General features: G+C 45.2%; 25 protein-coding genes. 8 read left to right on the forward strand and 17 right to left on the reverse strand.

Annotated elements, in window-relative coordinates:
• Nucleotides 1–70: 70 nt before the first annotated feature.
• Both HNY42_RS15490 and HNY42_RS15495 read right to left on the reverse strand, forming a co-directional pair.
• On the reverse strand, nucleotides 71–646 hold the full coding sequence (locus tag HNY42_RS15490; protein WP_188004828.1) for a TetR/AcrR family transcriptional regulator: 576 nt from the start codon (nucleotides 644–646) through the stop codon (nucleotides 71–73).
• Nucleotides 647–887: 241 nt separating this feature from the next.
• The gene (locus tag HNY42_RS15495; protein ID WP_188004830.1) at nucleotides 888–1,430 is read right to left on the reverse strand and encodes a GNAT family N-acetyltransferase; all 543 of its coding nucleotides are present in this window, start codon (nucleotides 1,428–1,430) and stop codon (nucleotides 888–890) included.
• 172 nt (nucleotides 1,431–1,602) lie between these two features.
• Between HNY42_RS15495 and HNY42_RS15500 the strand changes: the two genes are divergently transcribed.
• Together HNY42_RS15500 and HNY42_RS15505 are read left to right on the forward strand one after the other, a co-directional pair.
• Nucleotides 1,603–2,316 carry an LTA synthase family protein gene (locus HNY42_RS15500; protein ID WP_188004831.1) on the forward strand — a complete coding sequence of 238 codons (714 nt, stop codon included), beginning with the start codon at nucleotides 1,603–1,605 and terminating at the stop codon, nucleotides 2,314–2,316.
• 70 nt (nucleotides 2,317–2,386) lie between these two features.
• Complete coding sequence (locus tag HNY42_RS15505; protein ID WP_188004833.1) at nucleotides 2,387–2,626, forward strand: hypothetical protein; 240 nt, start codon at nucleotides 2,387–2,389, stop codon at nucleotides 2,624–2,626.
• A gap of 193 nt (nucleotides 2,627–2,819) precedes the next feature.
• Here HNY42_RS15505 and HNY42_RS15510 read toward each other — a convergent pair whose 3' ends face one another.
• The 4 genes from HNY42_RS15510 to groES form a co-directional block, all read right to left on the reverse strand.
• The gene (locus HNY42_RS15510; protein WP_188004835.1) at nucleotides 2,820–3,497 is read right to left on the reverse strand and encodes a hypothetical protein; all 678 of its coding nucleotides are present in this window, start codon (nucleotides 3,495–3,497) and stop codon (nucleotides 2,820–2,822) included.
• Entirely contained in the window at nucleotides 3,494–4,705 is a 1,212-nt protein-coding gene (locus tag HNY42_RS15515; RefSeq protein ID WP_188004837.1) for an AAA family ATPase, read from the reverse strand. Before HNY42_RS15515 ends, HNY42_RS15510 begins: the two co-directional genes overlap by 4 nt.
• Before the next feature lie 490 nt (nucleotides 4,706–5,195).
• Complete coding sequence (gene groL, locus HNY42_RS15520) at nucleotides 5,196–6,833, reverse strand: chaperonin GroEL (RefSeq protein ID WP_188004838.1); 1,638 nt, start codon at nucleotides 6,831–6,833, stop codon at nucleotides 5,196–5,198.
• A gap of 19 nt (nucleotides 6,834–6,852) precedes the next feature.
• The gene (gene groES / locus HNY42_RS15525) at nucleotides 6,853–7,137 is read right to left on the reverse strand and encodes a co-chaperone GroES (protein WP_012371631.1); all 285 of its coding nucleotides are present in this window, start codon (nucleotides 7,135–7,137) and stop codon (nucleotides 6,853–6,855) included.
• A 220-nt stretch (nucleotides 7,138–7,357) separates the two neighbouring features.
• On the opposite strand from groES, the gene HNY42_RS15530 reads away from it, so the two are divergent.
• A complete protein-coding gene (locus tag HNY42_RS15530; protein WP_188004840.1) occupies nucleotides 7,358–8,050 on the forward strand; it encodes a CPBP family intramembrane glutamic endopeptidase in 693 nt (230 codons plus the stop codon).
• Nucleotides 8,051–8,071: 21 nt separating this feature from the next.
• Entirely contained in the window at nucleotides 8,072–8,305 is a 234-nt protein-coding gene (locus HNY42_RS15535; RefSeq protein ID WP_026831839.1) for a DUF4305 domain-containing protein, read from the forward strand.
• Nucleotides 8,306–8,353: 48 nt separating this feature from the next.
• Here the strand turns inward: HNY42_RS15535 and HNY42_RS15540 are convergent, their stop codons facing one another.
• The 4 genes from HNY42_RS15540 to HNY42_RS15555 form a co-directional block, all read right to left on the reverse strand.
• Nucleotides 8,354–8,647, reverse strand: coding sequence for a DUF2089 family protein (locus HNY42_RS15540; protein WP_026831838.1), 294 nt, complete (start codon nucleotides 8,645–8,647; stop codon nucleotides 8,354–8,356).
• A gap of 20 nt (nucleotides 8,648–8,667) precedes the next feature.
• Nucleotides 8,668–8,955, reverse strand: coding sequence for a hypothetical protein (locus HNY42_RS15545; protein WP_119924022.1), 288 nt, complete (start codon nucleotides 8,953–8,955; stop codon nucleotides 8,668–8,670).
• A 364-nt stretch (nucleotides 8,956–9,319) separates the two neighbouring features.
• Nucleotides 9,320–10,615: a cation:dicarboxylate symporter family transporter gene (locus tag HNY42_RS15550; protein WP_188004841.1), complete on the reverse strand. Its 1,296-nt coding sequence runs from the start codon at nucleotides 10,613–10,615 to the stop codon at nucleotides 9,320–9,322.
• Nucleotides 10,616–10,771: 156 nt separating this feature from the next.
• Nucleotides 10,772–11,830 carry an NAD(P)/FAD-dependent oxidoreductase gene (locus tag HNY42_RS15555; RefSeq protein WP_131972020.1) on the reverse strand — a complete coding sequence of 353 codons (1,059 nt, stop codon included), beginning with the start codon at nucleotides 11,828–11,830 and terminating at the stop codon, nucleotides 10,772–10,774.
• A gap of 184 nt (nucleotides 11,831–12,014) precedes the next feature.
• On the opposite strand from HNY42_RS15555, the gene HNY42_RS15560 reads away from it, so the two are divergent.
• The 4 genes from HNY42_RS15560 to HNY42_RS15575 all read left to right on the forward strand — a co-directional run bounded on the left by HNY42_RS15560 (nucleotide 12,015) and on the right by HNY42_RS15575 (nucleotide 15,796).
• Complete coding sequence (locus HNY42_RS15560; RefSeq protein ID WP_131502463.1) at nucleotides 12,015–12,806, forward strand: ABC transporter ATP-binding protein; 792 nt, start codon at nucleotides 12,015–12,017, stop codon at nucleotides 12,804–12,806.
• 3 nt (nucleotides 12,807–12,809) lie between these two features.
• Complete coding sequence (locus HNY42_RS15565; protein WP_131972014.1) at nucleotides 12,810–13,721, forward strand: iron-hydroxamate ABC transporter substrate-binding protein; 912 nt, start codon at nucleotides 12,810–12,812, stop codon at nucleotides 13,719–13,721.
• Between the two features lie 63 nt (nucleotides 13,722–13,784).
• Nucleotides 13,785–14,792, forward strand: a complete 1,008-nt coding sequence (locus tag HNY42_RS15570) for a FecCD family ABC transporter permease (RefSeq protein ID WP_188005469.1) — start codon at nucleotides 13,785–13,787, stop codon at nucleotides 14,790–14,792.
• Nucleotides 14,789–15,796 carry a FecCD family ABC transporter permease gene (locus HNY42_RS15575; protein WP_188004842.1) on the forward strand — a complete coding sequence of 336 codons (1,008 nt, stop codon included), beginning with the start codon at nucleotides 14,789–14,791 and terminating at the stop codon, nucleotides 15,794–15,796. The genes HNY42_RS15570 and HNY42_RS15575 overlap by 4 nt, the downstream gene beginning before the upstream one ends.
• 55 nt (nucleotides 15,797–15,851) lie before the next feature.
• Here HNY42_RS15575 and HNY42_RS15580 read toward each other — a convergent pair whose 3' ends face one another.
• From HNY42_RS15580 to HNY42_RS15610, 7 genes are all read right to left on the reverse strand, one after another.
• Entirely contained in the window at nucleotides 15,852–16,337 is a 486-nt protein-coding gene (locus HNY42_RS15580; protein ID WP_188004843.1) for a hypothetical protein, read from the reverse strand.
• Between the two features lie 22 nt (nucleotides 16,338–16,359).
• Nucleotides 16,360–16,833 (reverse strand): hypothetical protein, encoded by a 474-nt coding sequence (locus HNY42_RS15585; RefSeq protein WP_188004844.1) that lies wholly within the window; start codon nucleotides 16,831–16,833, stop codon nucleotides 16,360–16,362.
• 18 nt (nucleotides 16,834–16,851) lie between these two features.
• The gene (locus HNY42_RS15590; protein WP_188004845.1) at nucleotides 16,852–17,313 is read right to left on the reverse strand and encodes a hypothetical protein; all 462 of its coding nucleotides are present in this window, start codon (nucleotides 17,311–17,313) and stop codon (nucleotides 16,852–16,854) included.
• A gap of 20 nt (nucleotides 17,314–17,333) precedes the next feature.
• Nucleotides 17,334–17,810: a hypothetical protein gene (locus HNY42_RS15595; RefSeq protein WP_188004847.1), complete on the reverse strand. Its 477-nt coding sequence runs from the start codon at nucleotides 17,808–17,810 to the stop codon at nucleotides 17,334–17,336.
• Nucleotides 17,811–17,824: 14 nt separating this feature from the next.
• A complete protein-coding gene (locus tag HNY42_RS15600) occupies nucleotides 17,825–18,274 on the reverse strand; it encodes a hypothetical protein (RefSeq protein ID WP_131972001.1) in 450 nt (149 codons plus the stop codon).
• A 94-nt stretch (nucleotides 18,275–18,368) separates the two neighbouring features.
• Entirely contained in the window at nucleotides 18,369–18,527 is a 159-nt protein-coding gene (locus HNY42_RS15605; protein WP_014971497.1) for a hypothetical protein, read from the reverse strand.
• A gap of 160 nt (nucleotides 18,528–18,687) precedes the next feature.
• The gene (locus HNY42_RS15610) at nucleotides 18,688–22,431 is read right to left on the reverse strand and encodes a S8 family serine peptidase (RefSeq protein WP_188004849.1); all 3,744 of its coding nucleotides are present in this window, start codon (nucleotides 22,429–22,431) and stop codon (nucleotides 18,688–18,690) included.
• Nucleotides 22,432–22,619 lie beyond the last annotated feature (188 nt).

Raw genomic sequence — 22,619 nt, forward strand, 5'->3', positions numbered from 1 at the left:
ATTTTCCTCCTTCAAATAGTAAAGCTGTTTTTTAGAATGAACGTTCTAGAATGAGTAAAAAAAAAGAAAGTCAGTCCAGCACTTTGAGTGCCAGGGTGATGATACTTTCTAATTCTTTTTGACTGTAGTTCGTTTTGATCAATACGCGCAGACCAATCAGATTGTTGTGCAGAAAACGCGCCGTCTGTACCGGATCAATCTCGTCCGACAGTTCGCCGTTTTGCTGTCCGTGCCGGATCAACTCCTCGAACATGCCTTCCGTCCGGTTGAACATCGCTGTCACGAGCCGGTCGATTTCCTGATCGAGTAAGGACAGTTCGACTGCCGCATTCACTGACAAACATCCTTTTGGATACTGGTCCGAAGAACGAAGGATGAACAGGAACACGTCACGGATCGCCGCGTGAACCGACGTCTTTTGACGGATGATCGTCTCCATCTCATGCGTAATGAATTTTTCATATGCATCCAGAGCCGCCAGGAACAGTGAACGTTTGTCACCAAATGTGTCATAAATACTTCTCCGGTGGATCCCCATGCGGTCGACTAAATCCTGCATCGATGTTTTTTCATAGCCCTGCTCCCAAAACAACTCCATCGCTTTTTTTAAGACAACGGTTTCGTCAAACTCTTTACTTCTAGCCATGTCATTTCTCCTTCAATCGTTACGTGAACATCATCGTTGTTTTTTAGAATGAACGTTCTAAAAAAGGTAAATTGATTTCGAATTACAAACCGATCATACCCTTTCTAGAACGATTAGTAAAGAATGAAGCATTGTCTTTATTTTTAGTGTTCCTGTTCCCCTCAAGATTTTATATCAAATTCGCCTCAGATCATTATGAAATCACCTGAAGCGATTACTTAAGTCACTCTTAACTTTAAACTTAAAACAACTTATACCAATACAACGTGATATCGATTTCGGCATTAGCGGACTGTTTCAGCGTATCCACACCCCCAAGAACAAATCCCTCTTTGACGTAAAAACGGCAGGCAATCAAGTTATCATTTTGCGCTTCAAGCGATAAGCCGATCAACGACTGTTTCTTCGCCCAGGTTTCAGCTGCTTCAAGCAATAAGTGACCGACACCGCTTTTCCGGAAATCTTTTTTGACGGCGATGTTTTCAATATAGGCAAACCGGTTCCAGTCTTTGACGAGACGAATTTGACCGACGCACGCATCTTCGCGGAAGGCTAACAAGACGATCTTTTCACTGCTGTCGATATAAGCAGACCAATCCAGTTTGTCATCCGGGAAACGGATTTCAGATGGAGTATCGTATAACTCTTCTTCGTAGGACCAGACGCCGTTCGAAAAACTTGGGAGAATCTTTCCGATGATTGGAAACGGTCCATTTGTGTCGTTGATGATAGCTATGGATTGTTCCATTAAAGGTTGAATTGTGATTTCTGCGTTTTTCTTCATAATATTCCTGCCTTTCTGATATATTTCTAATAATAGCAGACTGTAAATACTGACCTATTAGAGAAAAGAACATAAATCTAAGCTTATACATTCTTTTTCAGCTCGAGTCGTTCCAGGCTTCTGTCATCGATTAAACTATCAATGGTGAAGAAGTGACATCGACCTGAATCGGTTGAAGAAAGAATCGCTCTACTTTTCGTCGTTGTATCACCAGACGCATGACGTACGGGCTTCGGAAGCCGAATTCATCACGAACACATCGCTTTATCCATTAAAATCAGGTTCTGTCTATACGCAATGTCCAACGAATGAATTTGAACCGCTGCCTGCGTTACTCGAAAAAAACGGATACGATACGGCAGCGATGCATGCATACGAAAAATTCTTCTGGAACCGTGACGATGTCTATAAGAATATCGGTTTTAAGCACTTCTTCAGTCAAAAGAATTATTCAAGAGAGAAGAAAATCGGGATGGCGCTGAACGATCAGCAGTTCTTCCTCGAATCAATTGATCACATGGAAACGCTGCAAGAACCGTTCTTCTCATTTTATTTAGTCGCATTGACGAGTCATACTCCGTATGAGATCTACAAGGAAGACCAGACGCTTGATCTGTCGGAATTTGAGGATCCGATGTTGAAATGGTATTATCAGACCGTGCATCACGTTGATACCGATGTCGGGAGGATGATTGACGAGTTGAATCAGCGAGACCTATGGGATCAGTCCCTCATCATCTTTTATGGCGATCACGATAGTGGACTCGTCAATGAAGGCACTGCGCTGCACAAAAAGCGGACTCGTCTCCCACTTCTACCTTTGAGCTCGAGCGCCGCATCCCGCTCTTCATCAAAAAACCCGACCAGCAAACCGGTCGGGTCATGAAAGAAAATGGTGGACAGATTGATATCGCACCAACGATTGTTGATTTATTAAATGTGAAGACGTCCTCTATATGATGGGACAATCACTCATCGACGACAAACCGAATCTGACGGGCTTTCGCGATGGTTCGTTCGGCTACAAGGACTATTACTATGAAGCGGATTTGGCGAAAGCATCCGGCGAAGGCACTTGCTATGACGTCTCAACGGAAAAAAAAGTCGAGATGAAGTTCTGTCGAAATCAAGTGAAGGATGTGAGCGAACAATTAAAGTTGTCGGATAAGATTATTGAAGAGAATGAGCTGGAGTAATGAAAAGCATAATGACTAATTAAATAATAATTATGCCTAACCTCCCTTAGATTTGAAGAGAAAATCGAACTCGTTTATCTATTGAATGTAATATACATGGTTATCACTTTAATAAATCATATTTAATCAACAGTATATAATTCATTTTTTAAACAAGGTCATTTCATTTTAAAAAAAATCAAATTTGTAATGTTTATAAACTCAGAATATTATCTGAAAGTTGATTTGCTTGAGTACATTTTTCTTTAACAACATCCCATTCTGATATCATTTTCGGTATCAATATTTCTAAATATTTATTAGCGCTTTTTTTGGGTTTTCCATTTTTTAGCTTTAATAGAGATAGGGGGTGAGTTGCTAATCTTAGGTCTGGTTTATTAATACATTCGATAATACTGTCTGGAGGATTATCTAATTCAGGACTAAATGCACACAAAATCCATGCTTCTGTATTGTCGCTGGGTATACAAAATATAATCCGTTCGTTACTATCTGATTCATTAATACTCATATGGTTTTTTAACAAATCTGTTAATGACCTTATTGTTAGTAACATGTTTTCACAATCTTGATAACAGTTTATCTCAGATTCACGAGCAATATCTGCATCTATATGAATAATCAATGCATCTATTGAGGGCTGAAATGAATTTAAATAAGTTTCAATATCCTCATTACTATTGAATTGACTACACCAAGAAAGTACACCCTTCCATCCTGCTCCATGAGATCCAAATCCGCTAGTTTCTGATTGTACTGGATGAATTGGAATACATCTAAAGGTATTCGGAGATAAGTGCTCTATAATTGCATTAAAAACATCAAAATCTCTTGGTCCTTCCGAGACTATACCTATAATTTTTTGACTCATATATTAGGTATTCCTCCTAATCTTCCTTCAATCCAAAGTTCTGATAAACTGTATCCTTTTGAACCTAGTTCTCTTAAATTACTATTAATTTCTACTCTATTTATAACTGTATGACCGTAATAATTTCGATCTACAGTAAATAGTCTTATTTCGTCATTATTTAAATCTAAGCCGTCTAAAACTAAGGGATTATGCGTAGTTAAAAAGCATCTTCGGTTATGTTTTATTGCCTCATCGCAAAAAAACTTTGTAACTTTTCTAGCCAGTCTTGGATTTAGTGCTTGATCAAAATTATCAACAGCTAACATTCTAGGTGAAGATTCATGCATCACTAGCGATAATAAGAATAAAACATATAATGAACCCTCGCTAGCATCATAAGCAGTAAGTTCGTTTCGTCCCTCTCTCATAAATCTATCAGTAAATTTAATAGTTTTCGGAGTTGTCGGGACATTTGGAGATATGATTCCTTTAGAAACTTTTCCTGTCGAAACTTCATTAGTCCAAGAAATCAGCTCTAGTAAATCATCTAAATCCATAGTTCCAAATAATTCCTCGTCTAAATTCATTAAATCTTCTATTACTTTAGAAAGCTGACCTCCTAAAAGCCCTAGAGGCTCTTTTTGAAAAGGATCAATTTGAACTCCTCTTAAAGTAGTTGTATTAGGAGTGTATATTGCATAATCTTTAATCGAATCATATAAATCACTCGCAAAATCTGTTTCGTCAGATTCAATCCCTTGAGCAAATGAAAGTAATCCTTTAGAAGAGTCTAACTCCATTTTGGGAAAATTATTAAGTTGGAATTTCGAAGCTCTAGATCTACCTAAAATTTTTTTGTTATTTTTCTCAAGCTTTTCAGTGTAGTAGTTCCAATTAGGATTAGGTTTTTCTATAGGATTACTCAAATTAACCTTATAATTCCAATGATCATTTTTGTTTTCCCAATCTATATCAAATTCAATATTTAATGATAGTCTCTTTTGATCTTTAAAAGAAGATTTGTATAGAGAAGGGGTTCCTAGTCTTACACCCTTGTTGTATAAAACTGAATCATTCACATTTCCTGAAATAGCTGCACTTAATACTCCCAACGCTTCTAAAATAGCACTTTTACCGCTACCATTTGATCCTATAAACACATTAACTACTCCTGGATCAAAAGATACATTTAAAAGAGACTTAAAATGAGAGATTTTTATTTTCATTTTAGAACCCTCCAGTTATTTATTTTTTCTTTAATAGTTAACTATTTCAAAATTCACTTTTATAAGTATCACCTTCAAAATAATTATGTCTTCTTAATAGATTTAATATAATATACCTAAGATAAAAAAATATCTTCTCTTTTTTATTATCTACTTATCAAACAATTTTACTACCTTTCACTAAATAAAAATACCTTGATATGGATTATTAAAATTTATTTCAAAACTAAGTTTAAACTTCTTTTTCCATTGATAAGTTGAATCATTCAATATTTTTTATTATTCCTTTAATCCATAAACATAATAAATGTCCACATGTTTTATATTTAGGTAAAACTATAATAGCTAATATTAAATTAATAAAATACCCACATATATATCAAAAAGCTAACTTATTCGAAACCAAAATGTCGAATAAATTAGCTTTTTGAATGTTAAAATTCTTTTTAGCGAGTCACAAATAGCACTGTATAAAAGTATAGAATGAAAGTTACATCATTCCGCCCATTCCACCCATGCCGCCCATATCAGGCATTGCAGGTGCACCGGCTGGTTCCGGTTTGTCGGCGATGACGGCTTCTGTCGTTAAGAACATGGCTGAAACAGAGGCTGCGTTTTGAAGTGCTGAACGCGTTACTTTCGCCGGATCGACGATTCCTGTTTCGATCATGTCGACATACTCGTCTGTTGCGGCATTGTAACCCATGCCTTGCGCTTCATGCTTGAGACGCTCGACGATGACGGAACCTTCTTGACCGGCATTTTCCGCAATTTGGCGGAGTGGTGCTTCGAGCGCACGAAGAACGATGTTGACCCCCGTTGCTTCGTCGCCTGTTGTGACAGCCAAAATCGATTCAACGGCTTTCGTGACGTGGATGAAGGCTGTTCCTCCACCGGCAACGATTCCTTCTTCGACGGCTGCGCGTGTCGCGTTGAGCGCATCTTCAATCCGGAGTTTCCGTTCTTTCAGTTCCGTTTCCGTTGCGGCGCCGACTTTGACGACGGCTACGCCGCCTGCGAGTTTCGCGAGACGCTCTTGGAGTTTTTCACGATCGAAGTCGCTTGTCGTTTCTTCGATTTGTGAACGGATCGTACCGACACGGGCTGTGATTGAATCACTGTGTCCGTTTCCTTCGACGATTGTTGTGTTGTCTTTTGAAACGACGACTTTCGACGCACGGCCGAGTTGCGTGATTTGTGTTTCTTTCAGATCAAGACCGAGTTCTTCTGTGATCAGTTCTGCGCCAGTGACGATTGAGATGTCTTCGAGCATCGCTTTCCGACGGTCTCCGAAACCAGGTGCTTTAACCGCAACGGCGTTGAACGTTCCACGGAGTTTGTTGACGACGAGTGTCGCGAGTGCTTCGCCTTCGACATCTTCCGCGATGATCAAGAGTGGTTTGTTTTGTTGGACGACTTGCTCAAGAACCGGCAGGATTTCCTGGATGTTCGAAATCTTTTTGTCCGTAATCAAGATGTACGGGTTCTCAAGGACCGCTTCCATTTTATCGGAATCCGTGATCATGTATGGTGATGCATAGCCACGATCAAACTGCATGCCTTCGACGACATCAAGTTCCGTCGTGAAGCCGCGTGATTCTTCGATTGTGATGACACCGTCTTGACCGACACGTTCCATCGCTTCGGCAATCAATTGACCAACTTCTTCGTCAGCTGCCGAAATCGCCGCCACTTGTGCGATCGCTTCTTTGCCTTCGATTGGTTTCGCAATCGCGTGCAGTTCTTCGACGGCGCGACGGACTGCTTTTTCGATCCCTTTACGGATGACCATCGGGTTCGCACCCGCTGTGACGTTTTTAAGTCCTTCACGGATCATCGCTTGTGCGAGGACTGTCGCTGTTGTTGTACCATCCCCTGCGATTTCATTCGTTTTCGATGCGACTTCTGCCACAAGCTTCGCGCCCATGTTTTCGAAGTGATCTTCGAGTTCGATTTCTTTTGCAATCGTCACACCATCATTCGTGATGAGTGGTGAACCGAATTTACGTTCGAGGACGACGTTCCGTCCTTTTGGTCCGATCGTCACCTTGACTGCGTCCGCTAATGCGTCTACTCCACGAAGCATCGCCCGGCGTGCCTCTTCACTGAATAAGATATCTTTTGCCATGACTGAAATCCCCCTTTGATTAGTTTGCTACTGCTAAAATATCGCTTTCGCGTAAGATTAAGTATTCGTTGCCATCGACTTTCACTTCTGACCCTGCGTATTGCGCATAGATGACGTGGTCCCCGACATTCACTTCAAGTGGTACACGGACACCCTGCTCCGTCACACGGCCTGTACCGACAGCGACGACTTTACCCTCTTGCGGCTTTTCTTTCGCTGACCCAGGAAGAACGATTCCTCCGAGTGTTGTTTCTTCTTTTTTAACGACTTCGATCACGATGCGATCACCAAGTGGTTTTAACATGCGAAACATCCTCCTTGAACATGACTGTTTTTTAGCACTCACTTAATTGGAGTGCTAACATATTTTTATCTTAAACGGTTTCCAGTTGGAATTCAAGCCCGAACCCTTATCCGTTTTCCCGAAATCGACATCTTTGAACCATCACCATTCGTGCGCCCGGTCGGTTTGTTTGTTACAATCGGGACAGTACCTTCATTACAAAGGAGTTGTGTCCCGACCGATGAAAAATTCCGTCAATCTGCCGTTCAACATGGCAGAGAAGTGGCAAATCCGTCACATCATTCCGATTGTGATTTATTTAATCGTGCAACTTGTCCCAGCAACCTTTCCGAGTTTCCTGTCAAAAAGCCAAATTCCGGGTGTTCTCGGCTGGTGGCTCGCGATTGGTTTTACCGTAGCCGTCATCGTTTCCTTCTATTGTCTACGTCCTGACTGGCAGAAGTGGAAAGCAGAGGGCAACCAAACCGATACGATGGATACGTTAAAGTGGATCGGAATCGGAATCGTCTTACTGTATGTCTCTTTAATCAGCGTCAACTTGATTGATGCCTGGTTGTCCGGTGGGATTGAAAACATCGCGAAATCACAAAATACGGATCAAATCATGCAAGCGATCCAGGTCATTCCGATTCTCCAACTGATGGTCGTCCTGCTTGGTCCGATCATGGAAGAGTTTCTGTTCCGCCACATCATGTTCGGAAACTTGTCGACGAAACTGAACTTCATCTTCAGCTTCGTTCTCAGTGGAATCATCTTCGGTCTGATCCACGGCGACAACAAGTTCTTGATTTACGTCGCGATGAGCTTCGTCTTCTCGCTCGTCTTCGTCAAGACCCGCCGCATCATCGCACCGATTGCCATTCACGTCTTTAACAACGGCATCGTCGTGCTTGCCCTCTACGCAACGACTTAATTAACGAAAGGTAGTGTTTTCATGCGACAAGGTTCAAACTTCATGGCATTCTTTTATGCCATTTTCGGTATTCTGTTCATGTACCTCGCGTACAGCAACTCAATCGAGGCAGGAACCGTCTTCAACTTCTGGACGATTCTCTTGACGCTGTTCGCAGCCGTCGACTTTTACCGTCTCTACCTCATCTTCCGCTTCCGGATGGCAGCTAAGAAGATGATCAAGAAAGAACAGGAAAAAAAGGACGACAAGAAATAATACAAAATGAGATCGCCGAGGAATCGGGGATCTCATTTTTGTTTTCCTTCACTTTGTCTGATCTTTTCGGTAGGAGTCGATGATCACTTTCGCGATATCGAGATTTAACCGTTCGTCGAGGACGAGATTCTTGATCATATTGATGAATTCGACGTCCTCTTGTTGCACGGACTCGATTCGTTCAATCAATTGGTTCAACTTCGTCCGGACGGTCGGATATGATACTTGATAAGAAGTTGCCATGTCTTTTAGAGAACCGGAGTTTAAGACGAACTTCCGGATGAATTCGAGATGTTCTTGTTCTAAAGCCAGTACCCAAGCAGGTACATCTTGTCGTTCCATCGTTTTCCCTCACTTCTCTCTTACAAATCTTGAATATCGAGGCGGTCCTTTTCGCGTTGCAGTTTTTTCTTGCGCGAGTTGTTTCCCTCCACTGATATACTGACTAAGGTTGACGTCAGCATGAGCGTGCCAACCCGAATCAATGATTCACGGTCATCGGAATGCTCCCCTGTATAAAAGTATATGTATGCTCCTGCCACTAAGGCAAGTACAGGCAGAATCACTCCGAGCCAATTACTTTTTCTTGCGAGATAAAACTGTCCTCCAAACAATCCAATCGTGATCATTACCGAAATAAATATATCCACTTGTTTTCCTCCTTTTGTTGTCTATCCACCGTTCTATATCAATAATATTAATTTTTATTTAAACATTATTCAACTTATTTTAAACAATCGTGATAAATTCATTACTTTATTCATAAACGATACGATTTGATATATTTTGACAATCTGATATTCAACCCATTCAACAGAGGTAGCGTGTGTTTCGCCCGACTTCTACGGGAAAAGGAAGCACCGCTTCCGTCAGGAACAGGCGAGACCCGGTCGTCAGAGACGACCGCGGCTTGCGTTCCGCCCGAGAAAAGCGGGCGTGACAAAAACGACACCATCGTTCTACGAATACAAAAAAAGACCAGATGACGATTCATCTGGTCTGCTGTCGTACCTATTATGCACTTTTCACTTTATCCTGCTTACCTTCCGTCGACATGAACTCGTCGAGTTGGTCGGAATCAAGGACACCTTCCCACTTCGCGATGACGAGTGATGCGAGCGTGTTCCCTGTCACGTTGACGACAGAACGCATCATATCCATGATCCGGTCGATCCCGGCGATGAAGGCGAGACCTTCTGGTGGAATCCCGACCGTTCCGAGTGTTGCGAGCAACACAACAAACGAAACTCCCGGTACAGCAGCCATTCCTTTTGACGTCAGCATCAGAACGAAGACAAGCGTCAACTGCGTGCCGATCGATAAATCAATGTTGTACATCTGCGCGATGAACAACGCAGCCATGGCTTGGTAAAGTGCTGATCCATCGAGGTTAAATGAGTAACCCGTCGGAACAACGAAGCTGACGATCGATTTTGGCACACCCATCTTCTCCAGTTTCTCCATGACGCGTGGTAACACTGTTTCCGACGATGCCGTCGAATACGTCAGGAGCAATTCATCCTTAAAGACACGGACGAAATCCGATACCCGGATGCCGACCCACTTCATGATCGATCCGAAGACGATGACCATGAAAAGAAGCGCCGTGACATATAATGTTCCAATCAATTTAAACAATGAACCGAGTGATTCGATTCCGAACGTCGAGACGGTGACACCAATCAAGGCGAATACACCGATTGGTGCGAACTTCATGACGATGTTAACCAGGTTGAACATCGTCGCTGCGACACCTTCGAAGAAGCGGACGACCGGCAAGCCTTTTTCGCCCGCAAATCCGACACCGAGTCCAAACAGAACCGAGAAGAAGATGATGGCCAGCATATCACCGCGCACCATCGCGTCCAGGATGTTCGTCGGCACGATATTGACGATTTTTTCGACAAGACCTTGATCTTTCGTCGTTTCTTCCGTTGCGACGTACGTTGAGATGTCCGTCTTTTCAAGCGTCGCCATATTGATACCGGCTCCCGGCTCAACAAGGTTTGCTGCGAATAATCCGGTAAAGATAGCAATCATCGTGACGATTGTAAAGTAACCGAGCGTCTTCGCGCCAAGGCGTCCCAGACTTTTTGGACTTCCGACCGATGAGACACCGAGCACGATTGTCGTAAAGACGATTGGGACGACGATCATTTTCATCATCCGGATAAAGATATCACCGATTGGCTTCAGCCACTCCGCGACATGTGGATTCCCGTAAAAGATACCACCGACGGTAATCCCGAGAATCAATCCGATTAAAATCTGCCAAGCAAGACCAAGTGGTTTGCGCTTTGTTGCTGACATAATCTGCCTCCTTAATTTCACACATTTAAAAAACACATAAGTGAATTTTGTCCTAAATACAGCTAGATGTCAAATCATTCTGTAGTAGTACAGAACAGACAAAAAACGTGCTTCCGCAACCGAAAAGGCTGTAGAAACACGTTTTTGCTCTGTTTGTTAATGATTCTGGTTCACCATTTCCTGAATCAATTCTCGATTCCGCTTTTTAAAGACTTCATTATGCGACGACACCATCGCGACTTTCGGTGCTTCCGGTTCAATAAACTTCTTCGCCCGGTTGACAGCATTCGCTGCATCCTGGAATGCACCGGAGATGAGATGAACTTTGCCATCATGCGACAGAATATCACCCGCTGCATAGAGACCAGGCACACTTGATTCACTCGATGCTGTCCCGGCGATGTAAAAATCATCGACCTGTTGCAACTCAAGATCGCAGTTCGAAAGCAACTCGGCATCCTGCTCATAGCCGTGATTGATGATGACTTCATCAATCTCCAGCGTCACCGTCTCGTTCGTCGTACAGTCAATCAGTTCGACCGAGGCAATCCGGTGATGGTCGTCACTCGCAACCAGCTTATGAATTGTCGTGTTGAGCAGACAAACAGCGGAACTGTTGACGAGCTGTTCAACTTGCGCTTCATGCCCCGTGAAGCAGTCTTTCCGGTATGTGACGTAAACTTTTTTTGCGACCGGTTCGAGCTCGTTCGCCCAATCGATTGCCGAGTTCCCCCCGCCGGAAATAATGACGGTCTTATCCTTAAACCGTTCAATCGATTTGACAGTGTAGTTCAAGTTCGACACTTCATACCGTTCTGCGCCTTCGATTTTCAGCTTCTGCGGGTTGAGGATCCCGCCTCCAACGGCAACGATGACCGTTTTCGAATAATGGATCGTCCCCGACTCTGCTTCGAGTACGAAGTTGCCGAACACATCTTTCGTGATGGAGATGATTTTTTCGTTCAAATGGACTGTCGGATTAAACGTCAGTCCTTGTTCGACCAGCTGTTCCATCAGCTTTGCACCGGTAATAGGTGGCTGACCTCCGACGTCCCAAATCATCTTTTCCGGATAGACGTGAATCTTTCCACCCAGTTCTGCCTGATATTCGATTAATTTCGTCTTCATTCCGCGTAGTCCACTATAGAAAGTAGAGTATAACCCGGCCGGGCCTCCACCAATTACCGTTACATCGAACAATTCCTGCTGTTCCATCTCGCTCACTCCCTCACGATTCGATACGACTGATTATCATTCTCATTTCCAATGATAACGTGAACATGTCTTGAAGACAAGAAAAAATGTTGACAGCGTTTTTATGAAACTGGTATGGTTAGGTGGACGATAGTGATAATCATTATCAACGAATACGATTTTAACCGAAAAGGAGTCTGTGTGTATGGTACGTCTAGCAACGGAAGAAATCAGCATCGGTTACGGAGATCGTACCATCGTCAAAGACTTGACGGTCCAGATTCCCGATCGACAAATCACGACGATCATCGGGGCAAACGGATGCGGAAAATCGACGTTATTAAAAGCGATGACCCGGATCATACCCCATCAATCAGGGCGTGCGTTGCTCGATGGTCTCGATATTGCGAAGGAAAGTACAAAACTGCTTGCCCGGAAAATGGCTATCCTGCCGCAAACACCGGAAAGCGCAAGTGGTCTGACGGTCGCAGAGCTTGTCTCATACGGTCGATTTCCTTATCAAAAAGGTTTTGGTCGTCTGACGAAACACGATTACGAGATCATCGATTGGGCACTCGAAGCGACAGACACGATGGCGTTTAAGCATCGTCCTGTCGACGCTTTGTCCGGTGGTCAGCGGCAACGGGTCTGGATTGCGATGGCACTCGCGCAGGAAACCGACATCATCTTCCTTGATGAGCCGACGACCTACCTCGATCTCGCTCACCAGCTTGAAGTCCTGGAGTTACTGGAACAGCTCAACCGGACAGAAGGTCGGACCATCGTGATGGTGTTACACGATTTGAATCAAGCGGCACGTTTCGCCGATTACATCATCGCCATGAAACACGGTGAAGTCGTCAAAGCCGGAACGTGTGAGGAAGTCATCTCAAAGGACGTCCTCAAAGATGTATTCCATATCGATGCCGAAATCGGTCGTGATCCGCGCACGAATAAACCGATGTGCGTCACCTACAACTTAATTAAGGGAGATTGAATCATGAAAAAACTGTTATTACCGGTTCTTTTATTGTTAACACTTGTGATTGCCGCCTGTGGCAACACGGAGAAAAAAGAAGAGACATCATCCGCTGATACAAAAAAAGAAACGATTACCTATAAATCCGAAAAAGGTGACATCGAAGTCCCGGCTGATCCAAAACGTGTCGTCGTCCTGGCCGGTTTCGCCGGCAACGTCATGGCACTCGACGTCCCGCTCGTCGGTGTCGATTCATGGTCAAAATCGAATCCGAAGTTTGATTTGAAAGATGTCCAAGAAGTATCGGAAGAAAATGTTGAAAAAGTCATCGAACTCGAACCCGATCTCATCATTGGTTACGATACGACAAAAAACATCGATCAATTCAAAAAAATCGCACCGACTGTCACGTACACATACGGAAAAGTTGATTACTTGACGCAACACATCGAAATCGGTAAATTGCTCAACAAAGAACAGGAAGCACGTGACTGGGTCAAAGACTTCAAAACACGTGCAGCAGATGCCGGTAAAGAAATCAAAGCCAAAATCGGTGAAGATGCGACGGTTTCCGTCATCGAAAGCTTCGAAAAACAACTTTATGTCTTCGGCGACAACTGGGGCCGCGGGACAGAAATTCTCTATCAAGAGATGAAGCTGAAAATGCCAAAAAAAGTCACGGAGATGGCATTAAAAGACGGTTATTATGCGTTATCACCTGAAGTCTTACCAGAATATGCAGGCGACTACCTGATCTTCAGCAAAACTGCGGAAGCTGATAACTCGTTTACAGAAACGGACACGTACAAAAATATCCCTGCCGTCAAAAATAACCACGTCTTCGAAGTCGATTCAAAAGAATTCTACTTTAACGATCCACTCACATTGGAACGTCAACTCGAATTCTTCAAGAAAAATTTCCTGGGCGCGTAACGTATACTAAAGGAGGGAGCCTCATCGCTCCCTCCTTTTTTGGATTCATACAAACTGGAGGCGATACCTGTGTCATCCGCTCGACTACCTTTCGGCTTAAAAATCTCATTCGGACTGATTCTGTTTGTCATCATGTTTTGGCTGTCGATGACGTTCGGGGCTGCCGATACGTCCATTCGTGAAGTTTGGAACGCCTTGACGTTTGGTCCGCTTAACGATAAAGCAAAAATCATTCAGGAAATCCGTCTCCCGCGTGAACTGGCCGCCATTCTGGTCGGTGCTGCACTCGGTATCTCGGGTGCGATCATGCAGGCAATGACTCGGAATCCGCTGGCTGATCCCGGTCTGCTCGGTCTAACAGCCGGTGCCAATGCGGCGCTTGCCTTAGCAATCGTCTTTATTCCCGGTATCAACTATTACGGCATCATGCTCGCCTGTTTCCTCGGAGCAGCACTCGGTGCCGCACTCGTCTTCGGTATCGGGGCTTCCCGGAAAGGCGGCTTTTCGCCGCTCCGAATCGTTCTTGCCGGCTCTGCGATTTCAGCGTTCTTATATGCGATCGCTGAAGGGATCGGGATTTACTTTAAGATTGCTCAGGACGTCTCGCAATGGACGTCAGGCGGTCTCGTCGGCACGACCTGGGGACAACTGCAAGCCATCACGCCGGTCATCATCATCGGTACATTGATTGCGATGATTTTCTCACGTCAATTGACGATTCTCAGCCTGTCGGAAGAAGTCGCACTCGGTCTTGGTCAAAACATCACCCGGATCAAAGCCGTGTTGTACGTCGTCGTCATCCTGCTTGCCGGTGCCGCCGTCGCCTTAGTCGGCAACATAGCCTTCATCGGATTGATGATTCCGCATATCGTCCGGGCGATCGTCGGGACCGATTACCGTTACATTCTGCCGATGACAGCTGTATTCGGGGCGACGTTCATGCTGCTCGCCGATACAATCGGACGGACGCTGTTTGCGCCGTATGAGACCCCGGTCATCGCCATCGTCTCGATGCTCGGTTTACCGTTCTTCTTATTGATTGTTCGTAAAGGAGGTCACGCATTCTCATGATGGAAACCCGTTTACGCAACCGTCAACGCCTGATCTTTTTATTATTAAGTCTGTTATTGCTCGGAACGATTGTCGTCAGTATCGGCCTGGGTCCTGCGTCGCTCTCTTACGATCGCCTACTTCCGACACTGTTTGGTCAAGGGTCATTTAAAGAAGATTTTGTCCTGTTCTCGCTCCGTCTGCCACGAATTATCATTACATTACTTGCGGGAATGGCACTCGCCTTGTCCGGTTCGATTTTACAAGGCATCACTCGTAATGAATTGGCGGACCCTGGAATCATCGGGATCAATACAGGAGCCGGTGTCGCGGTGGCGATTTTCTTCCTCTACTTCCCGGTCGATGTCGGCTCATTCATTTACGGATTACCGGTTGCTGCATTTTTAGGTGCTTTAGTGACCGCTGTCGCGATTTACGCGCTCTCTTACGACCGGAATCGCGGCTTACAACCGATCCGGTTGATTTTGATCGGTGTCGGTTTCTCGATGGCATTGTCCGGAATCATGGTCATTCTGATTTCATCAACGAAACGTGAGAAAGTTGACTTCATCGCCAAGTGGCTTGCCGGTAACATTTGGGGGACGGACTGGACGTTTGTCTATGCTTTACTGCCGTGGCTGATCGTCCTGATTCCGTTTACGCTCTATAAAGCGAATAAGCTCAATCTGCTCGCTTTGAATGAACCGGTTGCGATTGGCGTCGGCGTGTCGATTGAGAAGGAACGGATTCAACTGTTGCTGACGGCTGTCGCACTCGCTGCATCCGCCGTCTCTGTCACCGGTGGGATTTCCTTTATCGGTTTGATGGCGCCGCACATTGCCCGTGCGCTCGTCGGTCCTCGCCATCAATGGTTTTTACCGATTGCCCTGTTAATCGGCGGATTTTTGCTCGTCCTGGCCGATACAATAGGACGCAACATTGCCGATCCGGACGGCGTGCCTGCCGGTATCGTCGTTGCCCTGATTGGTGCCCCGTACTTTATTTATCTGCTTCTGAAAAAGTGAATACAGCAAAAAAACGAGGTCCGGATATTTACTCCGCTACTCGTTTTTTTGTTGTTCAATATTTAACGCGCCGTGCTTCCCGTTCCGCGAGAATCAGCTCACGTTCCGATAAATGCGTCGGATCGAGTCGTTTGATCCGGGAATCGACGAGACGGTCGAGTGACAAGACGGACAGTAAAAAGACAAGAATCGGTCCGATCAGCGTTGGTCGCGACACATACGGAATCAAGAACTGGGACGCCACGACAAGTAGCAGCTCGGTAATCGTAACGACGATGTACGGTAACCCGAGGTGATCCCAGACTTCCATCCGGTCAAAACGTTTCGTGAAGTAACGGTATTTTAACAAGCGGACTGTCCATTGGTAGCCGAGGACGGGAATCAGTAAAAAGTAATGCATCGAGGCTTCGGAGAAGTTTAAATCATCTGCCAAAAACAAAAAGATCACCAAAACGAGTAGAAAAAATACCATCTGGACACGCCGGGCGCGTTTCGTGAAGCGCAGATAGTCTTGTTTTCGTTGCCGCGCAATCTCTTCCATGACATTCTCCCCTCCCATCGAATCATCTTCTTTTCCGGTAATGCTCGACTTCCCACATCGTCACGAACGCCGGATCAAGTTGTTTCGCTATCTTGTTTAATCGGGAAACATACAACGTAATCGCAAACACCCAGAACAGAATCAAGGTGAAGGAAACACTTGAATACTGGGGAAAGATCATTCCTGCATAGAATAAAAGGATAGGGACAAGATAGCCGAGCATCGAAGCCCGACCGACCTTCAAGACGGTCTCTTGATACAATTCAGCCGGCAGACGTCGTTTTAAAATCCGCAAACGCATGATTTCCCGGACGACACCTGCGAGGCAAAGTACCGTAATCGCAAACAACGTAAACAGTCCGGTCTCCCAAAAACCCGGAATGAACCAACCAATCAATGCGAGGACCAAAACAGGAACCGGCGTCAGATGTTGAAGTTTTTTGAGCGGCGGTCCAAGCAAGTTTAACCGTGTATTTTTTTCAAGCAGTGTGTTCATTTGATTTTCGCTCCTACTTTACACATTTTTGTACACTTCCTGATCACTGACAAAATCCGGATCATCGCGTCGCATACGGCTTTTAAACCACCATTCAGACACCAAGTAAATCGGGACCAAAATAATAAGAATCGTCCCCCACATCTGCCAAAACGACATCTTCACCGTCTGTACCAAAAGGATTGCAAAAGTAACACTTAAGACAACGTTTTGGACAAGCCAAAACCGCCAGTGTCTGGTTGCCAGTTCTTCACCAATGTACGATTCAAGAATTTGAAGTTTTTTGACTTGATAACGAAGATTGGATCCAAGGAAAGCAGCCGGAAATAACAGCGTCAACAGAACCGAATCAAACCATGTCATTAAAATCCCGATACCCATCAAAAGTAGAACTGTCCATAACCACTTCGTTCCTAAAAGGTCTTTCTCCATGTAAGCCAGTGTCAACTCATGTAACCGTTCATCCCGTGCCGTGCGCATGATGTTCTCTCCTTTAGATGTCATTCTTCCAGATACTTCACGTGCTTATGCACTTCCTGATCACTGACGAAGTCGGGATCACCTGACCGTGCCATTTTCTTAAACAGCCAATCGGTCGCAAAATAAATTGGAGCGAGAATCAAGATGATCCAAAAAGTCATCTTCCATAAGGACAGACCTTTCGTTTCGAGTACAACCATGAGCAATGAGCCATATAACATAATCTGAATTCCGAGCCACAGCATCGATTGTGTCATGATCTGATTTTTGGAGAGATACCGTTCTAAAATCCTGCGTTTTTCCAGCTGGAACGGGAAATCAAAAATCAGATAGACAAGCGGCAACAGACCAAAGTAAAGGGCTGAATCCATCGTTTCCGAAAAAATGCCGAGCGTCGCCGCTACTGCCGCCATCACCCAGACGTTCTTTTGCAGTTGACTCTTGTCGATATAAGCAAGCGTCAGTTCGTGTAACCGTTCGTCCCGTGCCGTTTGCATCCGGCTTTCCTCCTTTATCCTTGCTGAATCTCTGTTTCGCTGATATAGGTCGGATCAATCTGTTTGGAACGGTACGTCAAGAAGCGTCGGCAGAGCCAGTAAAACGGGATGACGCCAAGACACAGTCCGAGCAAAAAGACCGTGCTCGAACGATTAGCCGTGAGAACAATCAACGCAGCCAGCGCTCCGTATTGAAACAGGCCGACGCCGACATGCAGACGGAACAGACGGTCTGCTGATTTTTTTGACGTGTGACGGGCAACGATTTGAAAACGGCGGCGTTGCATCACTACATCATATATGAAATACAGAATCGGAATGATTAAGGCAAGCAACGGTCGTTCGATCATATTGCTGACGAATAAAAACAGGGCCAGGACACCCCATAATTTAGCGGTCGTTCGTTGATGCATGTTTTGATAGAGCACCTTTAATTCGGTTTGTTGAACCGTTACAGTTTCCATTCGGGCACGTTCCTTTCGTTTGTTCTCTACTGTCATATACTTACATTTTACCAGTTATGTTTCAAAAAAAAAGAAACTTCTGCAAAAGAAGTTTCTAGGCCGAGACCTGGATGATCAGATAGATGACACTGTACGCAACGATGGCGAGCGGAATCATTGCGACACCAATCAACCAACCGTTCTTATCCCGAATTCCGAGATAGAGGACCAGACAGCCGACGATGAAGGCAATGAGTGTAGTAAATGGATTCATACGAGTTCCCCCTCAAAAAATAACCTATCCTATAAAGAAATTTCCCATTCCCGGAACTTGATAAACACCGAAAGCCTTTCTGTAACACACTGGACCTCCAAACAAAAAACAGTGCCGATCCCGGTGAAGCTTTACCGGAACCAACACTGTCTTCAAATCCTTATTTCTTCGTGATGACAACTTTCTTCTCGACGACATGGCCACCGAGATCTTTTAATTTCAAGTTGTAGACGTTTTGACCTTTTTTCAAGGTAACAGTCTTGTAGATTGTTTTCTTGAAGGCACGCATTTCATACGGTTCTTTGAACGAACGGCGGTATTCCGCATTACCGTTCAGATCAAAGCGTAACTCATCGTAGTTGTCGCGCAGGACGATCGTCATCTTAGCTGTTTTCGTTTTGCTTGAAACCGTTTTTGGTGCTGTCACACGGATTGTCGGACGCTCCGAGTCGATGATGACTTGACGGCTGAAGGCAACACGATTACCTTTTCCATCATAGCCTTCGACTTTAAACGACTTCACACCATCCGTCGTATACGTGATGTCATGGCTGAATGCATAGTGTTGTTGAACCGCATCCCAGCGTAATTTAACGGCTTTTCCGTTAATTTTGAATGATTTGACGTCAGACTCATCAGAAACGTTTCCTGAGACCTTCACTTGTTGGGATGTCGTTAAGCCCAGTGCTTCCGGTGTATCGATTTGGACATTCGGAACCGCTTTATCGACACCTGATGTATTGACGTTTTTCTTCACGCTGTTACCGGCATAATCTGATACGACGAACGTGACTTTCGCCCGGCTTGGCAGATCCGTCAGCGTGTAGTTTTTAACAGACGGAGCGAGCGGCTGTTTCAAGACACTTTTTCCGTCGACCAGGATATCGAATGAAGCGACACCCGTTCCTTGGTCACCGGCTGTCCAGGAAACTGCTTTTTTGTCAGCATCCCATTTAACAGTCGCAGCCGGAATTTTCGTATCGATGTAGATCGGGAATAGAGCCGTCTGCCATTTCGCATTCGGATAATCGACGACCGATTTCACTTGGTAGTAGTACAGACCATCTTTGACTTTTGAACCGTTGACCGTTCCATCCCACGCCGCATTCGTCACCGGTGTGAAACCATCTTCCGATCCGCCATCGTAATAGTTTTTGATGACGTCTGACTGCGTTTCGAGTTTGCGGAGTGTTGATTTATTGCGGTCAAGAATCGAGTACTCGACTTTTTTCGCATTCCGTAAGAATGACAGGACCGGGAAGGCCTCATCGGCACTGCCGTCACCGTTCGGTGAGAACGAGACTTTTTCTTTAACGACGTCGCCTGCAGCATTCGTTCCGAGGAGGTTGAAGTTATCCTTCACTTCTGTCGCAAGACCTGTGACGCCGTAGAACGTGTTGTCATCGTAGAGTGGTGCATCAAGGATTGGTGCTTTGTCCCATGCTCCTTTGAAACCAACGTACGGAACTGTCAACTCAGGATTTTTGCTGTTCGTATCGATCAGACGGACGAATCCTTCGACGAAGTAGCCGTTTTCGAAGATTGACTCAAGCGGTGCACCGTTTGCCCAATCGACTGTATCTTTTAAATCAACCGTAACGTTGACTTTTGTTGTACTCTTCGCGTTAATCGCGACTGAACTTGCTTTCTTCGAGCCGACCGTGAAGGAGATCGGGAACGTGCCTTTGTTGGCGTCAACCGCATCAACTGTTCCTTTTTTGAATATACCGTTGGCTTCCAGGAAATTTTGACCTTGGACGGCGAGATCCGATTGGACCGTTCCGGCAAGTTTATACGTCAACTTCTCATTGCTGTAGTTCTTCAGGTCTAACGTGAAGCTGAACTTGTCGCCGACTTGTTTCAAGGCGGCTTTTCCTTCACCCGACTTCGTTTCCGTAACGACGACCGGTGTTTTCATCGCCGCACGTAAGTCCATCAGTCCGGCACCTTCACGACGCGGAGAATAATAGTTACCGGTTTTTGCTTCCGCATTGTATTTTCCTTTATCGAGCTGCGGACGTGACGTGTTCATTAAAATCGTCTTCGCGAGTTTGACACGTGTCGCTCCACTGACCTTGAAGTCCTTGTCGATCCGCTGCATGACGAGTGCTGTTCCACCGGCGACGTGTGGTGCTGCCATCGATGTTCCGCTCATGACGCCATATTCGTTATCGTTGAGTGTTGAGTAGATTTTCCCGCCCGGTGCCGTGATTTCCGGCTTGAAGTCAAGGTTCGGCGTCACACCCCATGATGTGAAGTCAGACATTTCGCCTGCGACCGGGTTTGGTGTCGAGACTGCTTTTCCGTCAAACGTCACTGTCAATGCCTTGCCGTCTTTCGCTTTCGCTTCGAGTTCGTTTCCGTCGGCAATGCTTAACGAGACGAGCGGAATCGTAGGTTTATTAAGTGCCATGCTGACGTAATCGCCATGATCGACACGTCCGCGGACGATGACACCGGCCGCGCCTTGTTTCTCGGCTTCCGCTTGAATCATGCCGTAGTTGAAGCTGCCGTTCCGGACGACGAAGACGACTTTATCCTTGACGTCTTTGCCAGCATAATTCGGTTCACTGCCGTCACCAACATAGACGACATCCATCTTCTCTTTATCAAAGACCGCAATCGGATTCGGCGAGTCTTGTTTCTGATAAGCGAGGTAACCTGCGTCCTGCCCGTCGACCGTCAATGCCATTCCTTCGAGTGTCAGCTGTGTGTTTTCAACTGACGCGACTTGCAGCGATTCGCTGATTAAGCCCGGCGAGCCGACGACACCGACGTCTGGATTCGACGCGTACGGGTTTCCGGCGCCGCTTCCGGCAAATGCCGAGTTTCCGGCTGAAATTGCACACAAAATACCGTTGTTCATCGCATTGACGATTGCTTTTTGTTCCGGATCATCTTTTTGGACGAAGGATGCCGTTGAACCAAGACTCATGTTGATGACGTCTGCTCCTAGCGCAATCGCATCATCAATCGCTTTGATATAGATATCACTGAATGTCGACGGCATCCCTGGATCATTGCCGAAGACCTTCATCGCGAGGAGTTGTGTTTCCGGTGCAACCCCTTTGATTCCACCGTTCGTTTCATCGCCGTTGGCACCCACTGTACCGGCGACGTGCATCCCGTGCATCGAAGCGCCTGGCCCAAGATCACGGATTTCGCTGTCATGATCCGCATAGTTATAGCCGTACGGTACTTTTTCCGTGAAGTAGTTTCCTTTTAAACCTTTTGACGATTTAAAGCTTTCGACTTTTGACGACGTCAAATCGACTTTCGTCTCCGGACTGAGGACCATGTCCTTGTGCGTCGGATCGATTCCCGTATCGATGACGGCAACGATCGTTCCTTCCCCTTTATAGCCGTAGTCCTGCCATGTCTGCTTCGCATTGACCATGTCTTTACTATGTAACATGTTTGGTGTTGCGCCCTTTTCGACTTCCGGACGCGCATATTCGTGTGCGATATGTACGTTTTTGACCCCGCTTAATTTTTTCAGTTCCTTGATTTCACCATATTTGACTTCCCCGCTGAACCCGTTCAATACGGTCGTGAAGCTTTCTTTATACGAAACAGAAATGTCTTTTTGGGCAATTGCCGCTTTGACTTCCTTCTGTTTGTTGACGATTTGATTCTTAAGAATAATTTTTTCCGTGTTGCTTAACGTGCTGTAACGCTTATTTTGTGCCTGCGCGTGTTCAATCGCTGCTTTTTGATCGAGCTCGACGACAATCCGTACTTTTTCGTTTTGACTGTATGACTTTTCTTGACCCGCTTTTTTCAGTGAGAGTGCTTGTGGCTTTTGTACATCCACTTTTTGTGATGACACGTGTCCCTCAGCATGAACTAGGCTGGAAGATGTCATGAGGGCAGCCGCCATCAGAGCAATCTTCTTTTTCTTCATTCCTTTTCCTCTTTTCCAAAAATGTAATGTGGAGCAAAAACGTATTAAACGAAAATTCTGTATTTTTAGTTTAATTAACTTTCGCTTAATATACAATTTAAATTTGGTGCTTTTTAAAAATATTTGTTTGTTTATTACATCACAAAATGAATAAATCCTTATATTCCCTTATCTATTTCTTACAGGTG

This window comes from Exiguobacterium sp. Helios, assembly GCF_014524545.1.
In the GTDB taxonomy this organism is placed as follows: Bacteria; Bacillota; Bacilli; order Exiguobacteriales; family Exiguobacteriaceae; genus Exiguobacterium_A.